Genomic DNA, 16,677 nt, shown 5'->3' with positions numbered 1-16,677 from the left:
ATTAGTTAGTAGTATCAATCATATTTATAAATGCTTCAGCCACTCTTGAGTCAAACTGGGTTCCAGAGCAGTTATTTAGTTCTAGAACAGCTTCATTTTTTGTAAAGGTTTTTTTATATGGTCTCTTGTGGGTCATTACATCATAGGCTTCTACAACTGCGAATATTCTCGCAATAAGAGGTATTTCTTCCCCTTTAAGCCCCTGAGGATATCCCCTTCCATCCCAGTGCTCATGATGAGCTAGTATTCCTTTTCCTACATGGGAAAATTTCACAGATGAGCTTACTATTTTAAAGCCAAGCTCTGGATGTCTTTTTATTTTTTCCCACTCATCATGGGTAAGAGGTCCATCCTTTAGAAGAATTTCCTTATCAAGTCCAGCTTTTCCTATATCATGCAAATCTGATAATAAGGCAAGCGCATCTAGATCCTCTTTGTCCAAATTCATTGCATATCCTAATTCCAAGCATAGAGCTTTAAGTCTTTCGTAATGCTCAGGGCTTTCATATTCATTTTCTAGTATAGCTTTTTTGAATGAGCCTATTACCTTATCATAGGTGTATTCACTTTCATCCATTTTATTTTCATACATCTTTTCTTCGGCGCGTTTAAATAATCTGCTAAAGCTTTCATCTTCATTTATTTTTGTAGCAGCTCCAAGAGCAACTAGTGGCCTTATAGGCTCTTCTTTTGAGCTAATAGTTGCTTGCTTTATCTTCGCTAGTATATCTAGACTTTTTCTTGCATCAGTTTCCGGCATGATGACTATCATTTCATCTCCGCCTATTCTGCAGGCTATATGGCCTTCTTCTATATTGCTTTGTATCAGCTTTGCCATATTTATGATTAGCTTATCTCCAGCTTCATGTCCAAAGGTGTCATTGGTTATCTTTAGGCAGTTTAAGTCTGCTAATATGATCGAAAGAGGAAGTGGTTTACTTTGAATTTCCTCTAAAACCTCAGAAAAATAAGCTCTATTGTAAAGCCCCGTAAGCTCATCATGATAGGTTTTATAAAGCAGCTCCTGAGTAGAAACCTCTAAGGCCTTGGTTTTTTCTTTGACAGCTTTTTTTAAGCTGGCATTCCAAATAGATATAACTATAATAATAATGCTCAGACCTAAAAGCAAAGTGAGCAAGCCAAACCAGAAATATCTGTTTTCAAATAAATTTTTCTTCTGAAGAGGCATCCATCTTTGCTCTATTTCTTTTCTTTCTTGCTGACTTATTTGAGCTAATCCCTTATTAAAAATGGTGCTCAGCATTGGCCAATCATTTCTAGTAGCTATAGAAAGACTCGACTCATACGGTGTTTCTACATTTACTACTAGATTTGTTATATTATCTCTTTCTATGGTAGCCGATGCACTCATTATCTCAATAATCATAGCATCAGCCTCTCCAAATGCTACCATTCTCATGCCATCACTAGGAGTTTTAACTGTTTTATATTCAAGCTTTGGAAACCTCTCGTTCAAAAACTCAATAATGTCATAGCCTTCTACTACTAAAATTTCCATGCTTGTATTGGCAAGCTTTTCAAAGGTTAGATTTTCAGAAAAATTCTTTCTAGTTATAATAACATTTGGATTGAGTATATACGGCACAGTGAAATCTAGATATTCACTTCTTTCTGGGGTTTTTGTTGCCGCAGTAATTCCAGATATTTTTCTTGATTTAGCTTGCTTTATCAGCTCATCCCAGTTATCAAACTCAACCATTTCAATATCAATTCCTAATTTTTTCTCTAGGAGCTTGAAGTAGTCTGCTGATATACCGACGTATTTATCATCATCTAAAAACTCAACAGGAGGATAATCAGTTGTATATCCAATTTTTATCTCATCTTTATTTTCATTTAACCACTTTGTTTCTTCTGACGTTAAAAATATTTTTTCATCTGGCTCTTGGTTGGAATTAAAGGAATAAATAGTTCCGGCTATCCCTATAACAAAAAGTATTAGTAAAATAGTAATTTTTGATTTATTGGATTTTAAAATGATTAACCCTCCTCTCAAGTTTGATTATTTTACTTAGTTTTTCATATCATCCTCTAGTATTTCTAAAAGTGCAATTACTACCTCTTCGTCTAGCTGAGTTCCTATGCTTTTTAGAAGCTCTTCTCTTATTTCATCTTTCGTAAATATCCTGTCCCTGTATACTCTGGCCGATGATATAGAATCATAGGTATCGGCTACAGCTAAAATTTTGGCTTCTATTCTTATATCCTCATCTTTAAGTCCTTGAGGATATCCTCTTCCATCTATTCTCTCATGATGCTCAAGCATTATATTTGCTGGCTCTTCAAGAAAATCAATTTCTTTAATTATCTCAAAGCCTATCTCAGGATGCTTCTTGATTATTTCGTACTCTGCATCTGTAAGTGAACCTGGTTTGTTTAAAATCCTATCACTTATTCCAATTTTCCCTACATCGTGAAGTATGCAGGCAAACCTCAAGTTGTTTTTTTGTTTGCTTGTCAGATTTAACTTATCTGCTATTTGAAGTGCAATGTCTCCCACTCTATCGCAATGACCTCTAGTATATTCGTCAGATGCTTCAATTGCATTGGCAAGAACTGTAACTGTTTTAATATAATTTTCATCCCTTTGAGCTATCAGATTTTCTATATCGTCTAGCATTGAGTTGAAGCTCATGGAAAGTACTGAAAATTCATCATTAGAAGTTATAGTGCTTCTGACCTTGAAATCTCCATCGCTGACTTTTTCCGTAGTTAAAATAAGTGACCTAAGAGGTTTTAGTAAGTTTCTTGAAAGTATAAGTGACATAATAATTCCAAGCAATATGGTCAATAAGACTATGGTTAGTATTCTGTCACGAATTGAATTAAGCTCTTCATTTAAATTTGTCTGAGTAAGTGCAACTAGCTTCCAGTTATTTATACTGATAGGTACATAGGTAGATACATATTGAATTTTATCTAGAGTAAACAGCTCTTGCTCACCGCTTACAGCTTTCTTAGCATATGTGCTTAAATTTTCTGGAGCATTTTCATTAGATGCCAAAACCTCTAATTTTTCATTTAGTAAAAATATATTCGATTGCTTTGAATAGCTAAGTCCTTCAATTATTTCTGTGAATTTTTCAAGCTCAATATCCAGTCCAACAACTCCCCTGAGTTTATTGTCCTTGTATACAGCTTTTGATACTGTCTGGAGCAGCTTTCCTGAATCTCCAGCATCTATATAAGGCTCAGTCCAAAATATCTCTCCATGCTTATTTGCTGTGCCTTTATACCAGTCTCTGCTTCTAGCATCGTAATCAAGAGGCATAGTTTCATCAACTGGAGCAATATATATAGAGCCGTCTTCCTCTAAAGCATAATAGAGCCAAGTTACATTTTTCATTGATTCAGTTAAACCTAGCCATTTTTCATAAATATTAATAAAATCTTCAGGAATGCTTCTTACATAATGGTTATCATCAGACTTAACATAGTTTGTAATTTGTGGATTATTAGCCCAAGCTTCAACAATATATTCCATGTCAAATATGAGCTTTTCAAAGTAATACTCATTTATATTTTCTAGTTCAGCCTTATTATTTCTTTTAATAATATCTATTGCTAGCTTTTCTGAATCCATGTAATTTACATAGCCTAGAAACATACCTGATAGTATGACTAGCGACATCATGCTGATGATAACTTTTGTCCTTATGCTTCGAATCATATGGTGCTCCTTTTGCGACAAATTTTTTAAGAGTAATTAAAAGATTAAAATTATTCTTGCAATTCTGTCTAAATTTTATCACGTTTTGTGATAAAATAAAAAAATAATATATATGAATAATATCTAGTTTTTCATCCTTAATATTACAGACATAAATAGTTCAATTTTTTTTTACTTCCATTCAAGCTCAATTGATTCAAATCCATAGGATAAAAAAAAATTTCTAATAATATGCTCCGTATTTTCTTTTGATTTTTCTATAATTCCACTGCTTAGTGCTTGTTCTTCCATATCTTTTTCAAATAGCTCAAGTGCTTTTAAGGTATCTTCTGTAGTTACCTCGTTAAATAATCCATTCTTTTCATCATAAACCTTATATGAAAGTATCTCCTTTGATGTAATCGTTGGATTAGGTAGCTTGATAAGCAAGCTCTTTCCAGAAATAGCGATATCTCCTTCGTCAATGCCGCTAAGATCAACTCCCGCTTTCACTTTGCTTTTTACAGTAAAAATAAATGATTTCTCAGTAAAAGGTATTTGGAAGTTGTTGAATAGCTTAGCATTTTTAAAATCTATGATTTCATTGAAATACATTTCTACAGTATTTAATTCCGAAATATCCTTTACCTGTTCTAAAACTCCAGACGCTGAATAAAGCTCTTGCTCGTGAAATTTATTGGTTACAAAAAATGTAACCGAGATAGTTGCTAGTATCACTATCAACATAAGTAGCATTGTTTTATAAATCTTTTTCATTTTTTTCTCCTTTGACTATCAAACCAATATATTACCATTATAGTATAAACTAAAGTATCTTGCATCGTTAGAATTATTATTTTAAAAACAATAAGGCACTTAGAACTAAATTATCAGCTCTAAGTGCCCTTGCTTAATCTAATATTATATTTACTAAAATTCTACTAATTTTTCATTATAGTTACAGTTTTTGTAACGTTATCCCATTTAAGCTCAGCGTCAAATACATCCGCTAGAAAAGCAAGAGGTATAAATGTTCTGCTATTGCTTATAACCGCTTCTGTATCCATTTCTTTTTCTTCGCCATTGATGTTTAGAATCTTACTTCCAATAGTCATAGTAGCTTTCGTATCACCTGACTCTACAGTAACCATTTTTTTGTCTGCATCATAGCTTACTTTTGCATCTAGAGCCACTCCAGCAGCTTTAACTGACATCATAGTTCTGTTATCTTGAATATATGGTGCTACATCAAAAGTCTCTACTCTATTTATTCCATTTGTAGTTATAATAAAGCTTGGACTTCCAATAATGAACTGTCCTACATATTTAGCTTGTCCTTCAGAAGGTTTAGAGCCTGTAGCAGTAAATAATACTTCCTCATCTATCTTAATCTGATCTGATTTATCATGATTAAAAATAAGCTCGCCTTTATAATCTCCTAAATATCCAAATTGGTCAACAGTTACCTTGATATCATTAATAACTATTTTTGATGCTCTAGTAGATGCTGATTTTACTTCAAACACAAATTTTCCATCTCTATATTCAAAGTTATCAATATCAATATTTCCTTCTGTTACATTAAGCTTTGCATCTGTAAATACTAAACCTTTGTATTCTGGATTTATAGCTATAGTATAAACTCCTTTTAGAAGTGTTCCTCTTTCCATTTCAGTAATTTCTATACCAGCAACATCTTGATCTTGAAATCCAAGACCTATGCTAGTAGCTGTACCTGTCATCATATCTACATTTTTAAGAACTGTTCCAAGAGTAATACTATCCTCTACGCCTCTTCCTTCTAAGTTAAGCACTATATCTCCTTCGTATTCTTTTTCAGGAGTGATAGTAAATTTAAGCTCCCATTTACTTTTCCCAGGAGTTTTATCTACATTTAGCTTAACGTAATCTCCATTCATAGTAGCTGTTAACTTCTTGTCTCCAGTTAATCTTTTAATTTCTATTCCCTTAGCTTTGTCAATTTCAGCGTTTTCAACTTCTAAGTCATAGGTTTGTGTATCAACTAAAGATCCATCTATGAATTCTTCTAGATATACTACTACTTCTTTGCTTCCAGGCTTAATAAAGTTAAATTCAGCAATATCAGAGCTTGTCAATTTTGCTCCATAGTCCTTGATTTCAGCAACTACTAATTCCTTATCAGAATCAGCAACATCGCCTCTATAAACTCTAAGAACTAAATCTCCTTTTTCTACGCTACGCTCTATATCAAAATATGGGTCTAATACAATTCTGTCTATATTTTTTGTATTTACTAACTTAATAGTTAAATCTCTGCCATCAACATCAGCCATGTTAATTAATCTAGCATTGATTCTTGTGAATTTGTTCCAGGATACTCCATCAGGCAATCTAAGTGTCAGATTTTGAGTATCCTCCCAAGCATTGTTACTATCTTCAGTAAATGTAACTAAAGCTCCGTGCTGCGCCTCCATATTACCAACCCACACCTTATCACTTACTCTAACTTTGCTAGCAGGTGTAGCCGCAAATGTTGATTGAAAAGGTATCAGTGTTAAAATAACAGCCATAACTGTAATTAAAGATAAAAGTTTTTTCATTATCCCTTTTCCTCCTTTTTATTTTTAGCCAAAAGGCTTTCTATTTAGTTATACCCTATATACTTTTGAAAATAACTAAAATTGTATTACAATTTTATAACACAAAAAAATGCCCTCAATTTAGGGCATTTTGATTTAAGCAACAATTTATAAGAATATCTATTGTTTCGTTATATCATTTTAAGCTTTTTTATGCTGCAATTTATCTCTGTAGCTCGGTATTAAAAATTTTATTCTTTGCTCTAGCTGAGAATAGTTTCCTTCGAATGTAGATTCTATAATTCCATCTAGACTTTTTCTAGTGAAATCATCATCCTTATCAAATGGCTTTCCTACAAAAATCTTTTCATGCTTGGTATCTAATATACCTTCTTCTGCAAGAAGTAGCTCTTCAAATAATTTTTCACCTGGTCTAAGTCCAGTAAACTCTATATCTATATCCTCATAAGGCTCAAATCCAGATAATCTAATTAAATCCTCTGCTAAATCAACTATTTTAACAGGCTCTCCCATATCCAAAATAAATATTTCTCCACCCTTTGCCATTGAGCCAGCTTGAAGCACCAATTGAACTGCTTCTGGAATAGTCATAAAATATCTTATGATGTCAGGATGAGTCACTGTAATAGGTCCACCTTTTTCAATCTGCTTTTTAAATAACGGAATAACACTTCCATTGCTTCCTAGAACATTTCCAAATCTAACTGCTACATATTCAGTCTTATATTTCTTGTTCATATCTTGAATGACTAGCTCAGCAAGCCTTTTGCTAGCTCCCATTATATTTGTAGGGTTGACAGCTTTATCAGTAGAAATTAGTACAAACCTTTGAACTTCGTATTTCCCAGCTATTTCAGAAACGTTCTTAGTCCCTACTGTATTGTTCTTGATAGCTTCAAAAGGGCTATCTTCCATAAGTGGTACATGCTTATGAGCCGCCGCATGAAATACAAGCTGTGGCCTGTATTTGGAAAAAATCTCATCTAGCCTATTTATATCTCTTACAGAGCCTATAAGCACTTTTAGTGGAAGTGTGGGATATTTAGACTTAAGCTCGTTTTGGATATCATATGCTGAGTTTTCATATATATCAAATATTATAAGTAGCTTTGGAGAAAAACTAGCTATCTGTCTACATAGCTCCGAGCCTATGGAGCCTCCCCCTCCAGTTACTATAACTGTTTTGTTTTTTATATCTTCAGCTATTTGAGTATTATCAAGAGCTATAGAATCCCTACCAAGTAAATCCTCAATATCCACATCTCTAATTTTTTTAATATCTACTTGTCCATCTATAAGTTCGTATATCCCTGGAAGAATCTTCATCTTCACACCAGAATCTTTATATATTTCTATAATTTCTTTTCTTCTTTTATGAGTAATCGAAGGCATCGCTAAAATGATTTCATCTACATCATCTAAAAATTTCACTCCCGAGCTTATATCAGCTACAATAGGTATACCATTTATTTTTTTCCCTATTTTGTTTGAATCGTCATCTACAAATCCAACTAAAACCTTATTCATATCCGGAGTTCTAAGAAGTTCTTTCGCAGTCATAACCCCTGCTTCTCCCGCTCCTATAATAAGTACCTTTGACAGAGGCCTATTTAGTTTATTGGTCTGTAGCTTTCCCATTTCTATACGTCTAAGCACTCTATATGAAAACCTAAGTCCCCCAACAAATGCAGCCATAGTAAACATATTTATTATGTAAAAGCTTCTAGGCATATTTACATCAAGCAGTAAAAAAGTAATATATATTGCTATATTAGACCAAAAAGCAGATAGTGCAATCGACATCATTTCATTAATGCTTGCATATCTCCATAAACTTCTATAGAGCCCAAATAAGTAAAATATCACCAACACAATACAAGTATAGATAACAAAATGATCTATAAAAGCAATCTTATATTCTATATTGCTTCCTGTAATATTAAAATCAAATCTAATCTCTAGCGCAAGTAATGCAGCTAGATTTACAAGTGCCGCATCGGCAAATAGCAGTACTAGTTTCCTAATTAATTTATTTGATAAAATCTCCCTCATATCTTAGTTCCTTTCAAAGCTTACTTACTATAATTATACATGATTTGCTAGCTTCTTCAAAATAAATTAACCTATTTAAGCTGAATATATAACTATAATTAAGATAATAGGAACTCATGAAACAAAGGAATAATAATTTATTTAGCATCAATCCATGATAGTTACCTTCTAATGAGGGTATCTAGCAAGAATAAGTTAGTTTCTTACAACATTTCTAAAGGAGGACATACATGAAAAAAATCCTAGCTACTATTCTTGCATTTACTTTGTTATCAATCTTTTCATTTGCTTTTGCTGATTCTACTTCAGATTATATAGTAATAGATGTGCCTTATGTTTCTCAGCTTTATCCTACTAGAGCTGTAGTTGGATGTGAGCCTACTGCTCTTCTTATGGCTTTGAAATCAAAAGGTCTAACAAATGATGTAACCCTAAAGGATTTTTTAGATGCCATGCCAAAAACTACTACTGACCCAGCTAAAGGCTTTGCAGGCTCTCCATATTCACCTAGTGAAAAAATAAGAACTACAATATATCCTAAGCCACTGTCTGAGTACGCTAACACATATATGCCAAGTATTACTAGAGACATCTCAGGCTCAGAGCTAGAGGATATAAAAAAAGAATTACTAAGTGGCAATCCCGTAGTTATCTATGCCACGATGGGATGGGCAAAGCCTTTTTATAAACAATTTGATATAGAGGGTGAAAAGCAGTGGCTCCTTAGAAATAACCATGCAGTTCTTCTGACAGGCTATGATGCTCAAAATCAAAAATTTTATGTGGCTGATCCCTACAATAAAAAATCCCCAACAAAGCCTTATTTCTACTGGATATCAGAATCTAAGCTTAAGCCTATTTACGACGAAAGAAAATGGGCAATTGCAATTGGCGAAGCTCCAAAACCTCCATATCCCGAGTCACTAGAGGATATTTCGCCAGATGACTACAAAGATGTTTTAATTAATGAAACCAGCTATCAAGGCATCATGTTTAATGAAGATGTATATCTAGACCTTGCACTTATCGTGCAAAGCGAGCTAGATGCTTCATACAGCTATGATTCATCCCTAAGAAGTGCTCTTATATCCTCAGGTCACGAGAATTATACTATCAATTTTATTAATGGAAGTGTGTACAAAAATAACTCGAATATAGGAAAGCTAAGTGAAAAGAAGCTTAAATTAGATGAAAAGCTATATCTTACTACACAAGATATTGAACTTCTTCTAGAGCTATTAAATCTTGTCACTCAAAAATAAGCAAATATCTGATATTATATCTGGATTTTTTAGCGAGCCTGATATAGCTTTACAAAGCTCGTCTTTTTCTAGCTTCACACCTACTAAATCTGATTTTAATTTTTCAAAGGATTCGCTTAAAATACAGTCTGTATTAATAAAAACAGTTTTTATAACACCGCTTTTAATCACCAAATCCATTTCAAAAATGCCCCAAGCGAATTTAGCTTCATAGCTTATATCAAATTTAGGTGTAAGAGCATAGGTCCAGTCCCAGTTTCTATAGCTATGCTCTTTTTCTAAAACCTTTTCAACTGCTGATTCCCTATCAATATAAACCGGAAATGTATGAGTATCATAGGCTTTACAAAATGCTTCTATAATTTGATTTATGAGCTTTAGTGGAGTGATATCAGGATTTATTTTTCTAATGTTCACAACTCTTGATTTTACTGACTCTATGCCTTTTGAGCTTATCTTGAGCTTTGATGGAGTCAGATACCTCGCTAAAGCCTCCATATCCGTATCTATTAGCAGGGTTCCATGATGACACCTAGCTTGATTATCTGACATAAAGGCACTTCCTGAAAACTTAGCTCCATCTACTGTGAGGTCATTTCTTCCAGATATTTCTCCTCCTATATCAAAAGCTCGAAGTGAATCTAATATAATGCCGTAATTCTTGCTTATATCGTAATTATTTTCCTGTGATATAAACGTAAAATTCAGATTCCCCAAATCATGATAGACAGCTCCCCCGCCCGAGGCTCTTCTTACAAGGTCAACCTTATCAGCCTTTAGCTTGTCTACACTGCATTCCTTATATGGGTTTTGATGTCTTCCTACCACTATTGTCTTGTCATTTTGCCATAGATACAAAATCACCTCATCTTCCTTGCAATTCTCAAAAATAAATTGCTCAAAAGCTAAATTAAAAGAAGCCTCAAATACTCTAGACACATAAATAATAAGATTTTTAGGCAAAATGAATCCCTTTCCCCTCTAGCATTAGTATTGCTTCATGTATAGCTTCTGAAGTAGTAGGATGAGCATAGATTACAGTCTTTGCTTCATCTATTGTTATCTTCATAGCTACAAAATTTGAAATTATAGCCATCAAATCTGTTGCATGAGGCCCAACCACGCTTCCTCCTAGTATTATCCTTGTCTTTCTATCGGCAATTAGCTTTACAAAACCTTTGGATTCTCCCATTGCTATAGCCTTGCCATTTGCAATAAACGGAAACTTGCTAACTATTACATCTAGTTCTTCAGCTCTTGCTTGCTTTTCACACAAGCCTACCGTACCTATCTCTGGCATTGTAAATATTGCACTTGGTACTGCGCTATAATCTATCTTGTGCATACCTCCAGCTATATGGTCAGCTGCTACCATGCCTTGATGAGATGCTATATGCGCAAGCTGGATTATATTTGTTACATCGCCTATAGCATAAATGTTCTCTTGATTAGTCTGCATGTATTCATTGACCTTTATGCCATTTTTTCTTTCATTTAGCTCTATTCCTAGCTTTTCTAAGTCTAAGCTATCTAGATTAGCTTTTCTTCCTACAGCCATAGCAAGCTTTTCTGAACATATATGCATAGTCTTATTATCAAGCTCTAGCTCAAGCAGTTTCATACCATCTAGAGTTGTTTTAATCGAGGTCGCTTTTGCCCCTTCATAAATCTTTATCCCTCTTTCTATAGCTTCATCTCTTACTACCTCAGCTACATCACTATCAAGTACATTTAATATCTGCGGCATAAACTCAACTACGCTCACATCCGTTCCTAAAGCTCTATATATAAATGCAAACTCCATTCCTATAACTCCGCCGCCTATGATAACAAGAGATTTAGGTATTTCTCTAAGAGATAGTAGCTCTGTGCTAGTCAATATATCTTCACTATCTGCTCCTTCTATTGGAAGGTACGAAGGCTTTGAACCAAGCGCTAGAATTAAATTCTTATACTCTAGTTTATAATTAAACTTTTTTGTATTTACTTTTATTTTCTTATCCTCTAAAATTTCAGCTTTTCCGTGAATAAACTCTATATCGTTAGCTCCCATCAAATGTTCAATCCCACCTACTAGCTGGTCTACAACTTCATTTTTTCTCTCAATCAGCCTCGTAAAGTCAATTTCGATTTCTCCAGTAGATATACCGTGGTTATGAGCTTGCTTTATATTGTCAATTATTCCTATGCTGCTTATCATTGCTTTTGTAGGTATGCACCCGTAATTGAGGCAAGTTCCACCTAGCTTGTCAGCTTCTATTACTGCTGTTTTTAATCCAGACTGAGCCGCTCTTATCGCAGCAACATAGCCTCCAGGTCCACCACCTATTACAATCACATCAAATGCCATATCCTTGTCTACTGCCTTTGCAATTCCAAAGCTATAAGCTGGTTTTTTCTCAGCAGGCTCTTTACTTGCTTCTATAAGCCCTATGCTTTGTCCTTTTTTAACTGTATCTCCTTCATCTATATCAAGCTTTATAAGCTTTCCTTCATAGTCAGATTTTATGGCAAATGAGCCTTTGCTCGATTCCACTGTTATTAATACTTCTCCTTCAGCTACTTGCTCTCCTGGCTTTTTGTGACATTTTCCAACTATAGCTTCTTTGTCGTGTCCATTTAATTTTTCTATAATAATTTGTTTTTCCATTAGAATTACCTCCAAAAAAAGGGAGAATTTATCTCCCATCAGCTTTTTACCTTATTTTTATTTAGTTTATTTAAAATCCTTTTCAAATTCATCTATACACTCCTGAAGAAGTGTAACAGTGTATGCCATAGAAGGTCCTCCACCAAATGCAACAGAAACCATAGCCGCCTCTAAAATTTCTTCTTTTGAAGCTCCTGCTTCCAAAGCTTTGTATGAATGATAAACTATGCAGTATTCGCATCTATTGTAGCAACCTATTGCAACGCTCATAAGCTCTTTAGTTTTAAGGTCTAGATGCTTAGGCTCATAGGCAGCTCCTAAAAGTCCCATAAACGCTCCAACCTGCTCCCCATTAGTTTTTGATAAATTTTCTAATCCCCCAACAAAACTGTTTAGCATTTCTCTAACATTATAAGCCATGACAACCTCCTGATATTATTTTATAAATTTACTTGCTATAGCAAGTATAATTAGAGCATAACAAAAGAAGGAATAAATTTCAACTAAAATTTATCCCTTCTTGGAAATATTTTCTATCATTTTGTGTAGAACTCTTTCAAATACTTCAAGCTCCTCCTCATCTATCCCCTCAATAAGCTCATTATTAAACTCATCTCCGTATGGAATCAAAGTTTTAAAAAGAGAATTGCCTTTTGAGGTAAGCTTTACAAAAGTAACTCTTTTGTCCTTTTCGCTAGGTATCTTTTCAATTAAATCCTCTTTTTCCATACGCTCAATCAACCTAGTAGCACTAGAATCCTGAACATTCATAATCTTAGAAAGCTCTCGTGGAGATATCATCTCATGTTTGTTTATATAAAACATAGCTATCCACTGAATCCTAGTAATTCCTGTATCCTTAAGCCTTTTACCAAAGGCCTCTGAAATCTGCTTTATAGCATTTTCAGTTATATGTCCGACTCACCTATCTAAATTAAAACTCATAAATCCTCCTAGGTTAAATTAATTTTTAGCACTCTTATATTGTTCTAAATTAAACCTTCTATAAGAATTTTTTCCGCTTTTTTTAGCTATATACATTGCAAAATCTGCATAATCTATAAGCTCGTAAACACTGTTAGTATCTTCAGCATACACAGCCATTCCAGCACTGCAGTATATCTTGTGCTTTATAGCATTTATTTCAAATTCAGAAGAAAGAATTTTACTTTCTATTTCATCCCAGACAAATTTTATAAGCTCATCGGTTACTTCTTCATATCCATGAATATAAACTCCGAACTCATCGCCAGAAATTCTCATAAAAATAGCGTTATCAAAATTCAACTTAGATAATCTATTTGCAAATATCTTTAAATAGATATCACCAACCTTATGTCCAAAGTTGTCATTGATTCTTTTGAAGTCATCGATATCTATAAAAGTAAAAATCCCCTTTTTATCTGGTGATGTTTTGATAATCATATCAATTTCTTCTCTGTATTGATATCTGCTTACAAGTCCTGTAAGTGCATCCTTTACTAGTCTATTGTTTAGGACCTCATTAGCTCTTTTTAACTGCGCATTTGCTTTTTGAAGCTGTCTTTGAGTGTTAAGCAAATCATTGTTTAGCTTTTGAATCTGTTCGAACTGAAATCTCATGATTCTTTCATTATCGGTTATAACTTTACCGTCATACATATGAAGAACTTTCATAAAGTTATAAATCATCTTTTTTAAAGCTGGCATAGAGGATTCTATGCCTAGCTCCATAACATCTATCCCATGAACTAAAATGGATTTTTCCGATGCTAAAAAGCAAACTGAAATTTGTCTTTTCGGACTTCTTAGCTCTAAATTTTTGCTGCAGTAGAGCATTTCGCTTACATCTTTTGATTTAACAAGCATAGCTTCTAAATCCTGCTTCACATCCTCTGAAAATAAATCCGTTAATCTTTTCTGATATGGAGAAACTATATATGTCGGCTCATTCCAATATACATTTAAAATCTGACCATTTTTGTCACATTCTAACAGAAATCCTGTTAAATCCATCCCCAGTCCCCTCCATATCATACTTTCCTAGCTTACACGTAATCCTTATGTAGCTCTGTATTTTATATCATCGTCACATTTAGATATTTTCTTTTGCCCATTCAATAAGATCAATGGCTTTTTTAGAATAAAAATCTATTGGCCACTTTTCCCATAAGCGCTCTGTTGGAATAAAAGCTTGCCCTCCAACTGCTATCTTTATAGCCGGAAAGTTTTTTCTAATTGAAAGCACAACGCTTTCACATTCTGTAAGATACGGCTGCATGGTTACAGATAGAGCTACTAAATCTGGCTGATGCTCTTTTATAGCATTTAATATTGCAGCTTCTGGAAGGGCAGCCCCTAAATAAATCGTGTCCCAACCATGATATTCAAACATATCCGAAAGCATCCTTACCCCTATCTCATGAAGCTCACTGCCCACAGCGCACGACAAAAGAGTCTTACTCTTTCTAGGTCTATTAAATATTTCATCATAAAATCTTGACATTATTGACTGAGTAATTGATGTAGCATAATGCTCTTTATCAACTGTTATTATGCTCTTATGCCATAGCTCTCCCACTTCGTACAATACTTTTGACAATACCTCTTCATAAATATCCACAAGTGATACTCCAGAGGCTCTAGCATCCTCAATTATTCTATAGGCTTCAGTAGTTTGACTCTTTAAAAGGGCATCTAGATACTCTTTTCTAAGCTTTTTATACTTTCCTTTTTCAAATGAATCTGAAAGCTCAATATTTGTAACTGCTTCCTTTGTAACATTAATAGCTATTTTCAAATAATCCACTGCTTTTTCAAGCTCTTTTTCGCTAAACATCTCTTTTGCATCGGCTTCTAGCACCTCAGCAGTTATAGTATAATGTTCAACCATCATCTGCATTATTCTATCTCTGTCAAAATCCTTCATCAGATTGCAAAGCAGTTCATACACCCACAGAGCATAGTTTTCAAAAATCTTCTCATCCGAAAAGTAAACCGCTGTCATCAGATGGCTTATATTGTAAACAACATCATCATACATAAGCTTCTTTCTTCTATTATCTAGCTGTGCTTTGAGTTTTGGGTCTCTTATAAATTGTTCTTCAAAAATCTTTTGTGCAATATCAATAAATCTTGAATCATTATAGTTTACAAATAGACTCATTTAAAACTCCTCTCAAAATTTATTCACCCTTATTATCTCTTTACTTTATAATACAATAGTACTATTAATTGTCAAAATATTTTTACCCATTCGCTTATTCTATAAAACAAAACCTAGAATACACTCAGCTTTTCAAAGTTTGATATAAATTAAACTAATTCTATCTTATCCTAATGAATTCTTGATATAATACTATTAATAAAAATTTCAAGGAGGGCTCTATGATAAAAAGGCTTTTTACTCTAACAATTATGATATTAATCCTATTAGTATCTTCTACTTTGTCTTTCGCTTCATCTCACCACTATTATACTAGCCAGAAATTCAGCAATGGAAAAACTGCTAAATATGTGTTACTCAATTTAAATGCTACCGATATAAGTCCTGCAATGGGACTAGCAAACAATAAAATTTTGGCGGCTGATAGCCTTCAAAACATCGTAAATACCAGAGCTATAGAAGGCAAAAAGGCTTTTGCCGCAGTAAATGGCACATATTTTAGTGCTTACAACGGAGTTCCTGTTCCATATGGAACAATAATAGATAAAGGAAAGCTTCTTCACATTGGAAACTACGGTGCTGTGCTTGGTATAACCAAGGATAAAAAGCTAGTGATAGATAATTTAAATATAGAAATCACAGGAAGCATAGATGGTGTAGAAAACCAGTACTACACTTGGGGAATCAATCATTCTAGAACTGAGCCTGACGCTATTATGATATTTACTCCTGATTTCGCTAGCTCTACTCAAATGCCAGACGCCCAAAATGTAATAGTGAGAAATGGTAAGGTTGCTCAAAAAAATTCAGGAAATACAGCTATCCCAAGTGATGGATTCGTAATATCCTTCAACCCTTCCATGCACTATCTAATGGAAAGATTTAACATAGGCTCTACAGTAGATTATACTCCAGAGTTTCTCTCAACAAGAGAAAATGCTACTGAGGCCGACCACGCAGTATGGAAGGACGTAGTATACGCTGTAGGAGCTGGACCAAGTCTTATATTAAATAATACTATAACAGCCGATGGTGCAAAAGAAGGCTTCACTGAAGCCAAAATCAACACCCAAAGATCTCAAAGAAGCTTTGTCGGTTATAGAGAAGATGGAAGAGTAATCATAGGAACAGTGGCAAATGCTTCGATTACTGAGCTATCTCAAATTTGCAAGGAATTAAACCTAAAAAGTGCTATGAATCTAGACGGTGGAGCTTCTTCAGCTCTTTTGTACAATGGCTCTTACAAAACAAATCCTGGCAGAAATATAAACAATGCATTGATATTCTTTGAATAAAGCAGAACCATCACCTTTTCT

The 16,677-nt window shown here is 34.0% G+C and carries 13 protein-coding genes; 2 read left to right on the top strand and 11 right to left on the bottom strand.

Features of this window, described 5'->3' with window-relative positions; genetic code table 11:
- Position 1: 1 nt before the first annotated feature.
- The 5 genes from B5X47_RS05860 to B5X47_RS05840 all read right to left on the bottom strand — a co-directional run bounded on the left by B5X47_RS05860 (position 2) and on the right by B5X47_RS05840 (position 8,304).
- Positions 2 to 2,017 (bottom strand): diguanylate cyclase, encoded by a 2,016-nt coding sequence (locus B5X47_RS05860; RefSeq protein WP_079589254.1) that lies wholly within the window; start codon positions 2,015 to 2,017, stop codon positions 2 to 4.
- Positions 2,018 to 2,032: 15 nt separating this feature from the next.
- Positions 2,033 to 3,691 (bottom strand): HD domain-containing phosphohydrolase, encoded by a 1,659-nt coding sequence (locus tag B5X47_RS05855; RefSeq protein ID WP_079589253.1) that lies wholly within the window; start codon positions 3,689 to 3,691, stop codon positions 2,033 to 2,035.
- A gap of 171 nt (positions 3,692 to 3,862) precedes the next feature.
- Positions 3,863 to 4,447, bottom strand: a complete 585-nt coding sequence (locus B5X47_RS05850; protein WP_079589252.1) for a DUF4230 domain-containing protein — start codon at positions 4,445 to 4,447, stop codon at positions 3,863 to 3,865.
- 164 nt (positions 4,448 to 4,611) lie between these two features.
- Complete coding sequence (locus tag B5X47_RS05845) at positions 4,612 to 6,252, bottom strand: copper amine oxidase N-terminal domain-containing protein (protein WP_079589251.1); 1,641 nt, start codon at positions 6,250 to 6,252, stop codon at positions 4,612 to 4,614.
- A gap of 180 nt (positions 6,253 to 6,432) precedes the next feature.
- Complete coding sequence (locus B5X47_RS05840) at positions 6,433 to 8,304, bottom strand: polysaccharide biosynthesis protein (protein WP_079589250.1); 1,872 nt, start codon at positions 8,302 to 8,304, stop codon at positions 6,433 to 6,435.
- 230 nt (positions 8,305 to 8,534) lie between these two features.
- On the opposite strand from B5X47_RS05840, the gene B5X47_RS05835 reads away from it, so the two are divergent.
- Complete coding sequence (locus B5X47_RS05835; RefSeq protein WP_079589249.1) at positions 8,535 to 9,566, top strand: C39 family peptidase; 1,032 nt, start codon at positions 8,535 to 8,537, stop codon at positions 9,564 to 9,566.
- On the opposite strand, the gene B5X47_RS05830 is transcribed toward B5X47_RS05835, so the two are convergent.
- The 6 genes from B5X47_RS05830 to B5X47_RS05805 form a co-directional block, all read right to left on the bottom strand.
- The gene (locus tag B5X47_RS05830; protein ID WP_159446411.1) at positions 9,543 to 10,505 is read right to left on the bottom strand and encodes a lipoate--protein ligase; all 963 of its coding nucleotides are present in this window, start codon (positions 10,503 to 10,505) and stop codon (positions 9,543 to 9,545) included. The two genes, B5X47_RS05835 and B5X47_RS05830, sit on opposite strands and share 24 nt — an antisense overlap.
- 16 nt (positions 10,506 to 10,521) lie before the next feature.
- Positions 10,522 to 12,216, bottom strand: coding sequence for a dihydrolipoyl dehydrogenase (gene lpdA / locus B5X47_RS05825; protein WP_159446410.1), 1,695 nt, complete (start codon positions 12,214 to 12,216; stop codon positions 10,522 to 10,524).
- A gap of 66 nt (positions 12,217 to 12,282) precedes the next feature.
- On the bottom strand, positions 12,283 to 12,636 hold the full coding sequence (locus tag B5X47_RS05820) for a carboxymuconolactone decarboxylase family protein (protein ID WP_079589246.1): 354 nt from the start codon (positions 12,634 to 12,636) through the stop codon (positions 12,283 to 12,285).
- Positions 12,637 to 12,726: 90 nt separating this feature from the next.
- Positions 12,727 to 13,104, bottom strand: coding sequence for a MarR family winged helix-turn-helix transcriptional regulator (locus tag B5X47_RS05815; protein ID WP_408605643.1), 378 nt, complete (start codon positions 13,102 to 13,104; stop codon positions 12,727 to 12,729).
- 75 nt (positions 13,105 to 13,179) lie between these two features.
- A complete protein-coding gene (locus B5X47_RS05810; protein WP_159446409.1) occupies positions 13,180 to 14,211 on the bottom strand; it encodes a GGDEF domain-containing protein in 1,032 nt (343 codons plus the stop codon).
- A gap of 79 nt (positions 14,212 to 14,290) precedes the next feature.
- Positions 14,291 to 15,361, bottom strand: coding sequence for a cobalamin B12-binding domain-containing protein (locus B5X47_RS05805; protein WP_079589243.1), 1,071 nt, complete (start codon positions 15,359 to 15,361; stop codon positions 14,291 to 14,293).
- A gap of 221 nt (positions 15,362 to 15,582) precedes the next feature.
- Here B5X47_RS05805 and B5X47_RS05800 point away from each other — a divergent pair, with 221 nt between their 5' ends.
- Positions 15,583 to 16,656, top strand: coding sequence for a phosphodiester glycosidase family protein (locus B5X47_RS05800; protein ID WP_079589242.1), 1,074 nt, complete (start codon positions 15,583 to 15,585; stop codon positions 16,654 to 16,656).
- The last annotated feature ends 21 nt before the right edge of the window (positions 16,657 to 16,677 follow it).

It is taken from the genome of Acetoanaerobium noterae, assembly GCF_900168025.1.
GTDB lineage: Bacteria > Bacillota > Clostridia > Peptostreptococcales > Filifactoraceae > Acetoanaerobium > Acetoanaerobium noterae.
This window is presented reverse-complemented; position numbering and strand designations above follow the sequence as displayed.

What these genes read in the sequence shown, in the direction of transcription:
- B5X47_RS05855 (WP_079589253.1), bottom strand. Translation starts at nt 3,691, where the DNA reads ATGATTCGAAGCATAAGGACAAAAGTTATCATCAGCATGATGTCGCTA.
- B5X47_RS05850 (WP_079589252.1), bottom strand. Translation starts at nt 4,447, where the DNA reads ATGAAAAAGATTTATAAAACAATGCTACTTATGTTGATAGTGATACTA.
- B5X47_RS05845 (WP_079589251.1), bottom strand. Translation starts at nt 6,252, where the DNA reads ATGAAAAAACTTTTATCTTTAATTACAGTTATGGCTGTTATTTTAACA.
- B5X47_RS05840 (WP_079589250.1), bottom strand. Translation starts at nt 8,304, where the DNA reads ATGAGGGAGATTTTATCAAATAAATTAATTAGGAAACTAGTACTGCTA.
- B5X47_RS05835 (WP_079589249.1), top strand. Translation starts at nt 8,535, where the DNA reads ATGAAAAAAATCCTAGCTACTATTCTTGCATTTACTTTGTTATCAATC.
- lpdA (WP_159446410.1), bottom strand. Translation starts at nt 12,216, where the DNA reads ATGGAAAAACAAATTATTATAGAAAAATTAAATGGACACGACAAAGAA.
- B5X47_RS05820 (WP_079589246.1), bottom strand. Translation starts at nt 12,636, where the DNA reads ATGGCTTATAATGTTAGAGAAATGCTAAACAGTTTTGTTGGGGGATTA.
- B5X47_RS05810 (WP_159446409.1), bottom strand. Translation starts at nt 14,211, where the DNA reads ATGGATTTAACAGGATTTCTGTTAGAATGTGACAAAAATGGTCAGATT.
- B5X47_RS05805 (WP_079589243.1), bottom strand. Translation starts at nt 15,361, where the DNA reads ATGAGTCTATTTGTAAACTATAATGATTCAAGATTTATTGATATTGCA.
- B5X47_RS05800 (WP_079589242.1), top strand. Translation starts at nt 15,583, where the DNA reads ATGATAAAAAGGCTTTTTACTCTAACAATTATGATATTAATCCTATTA.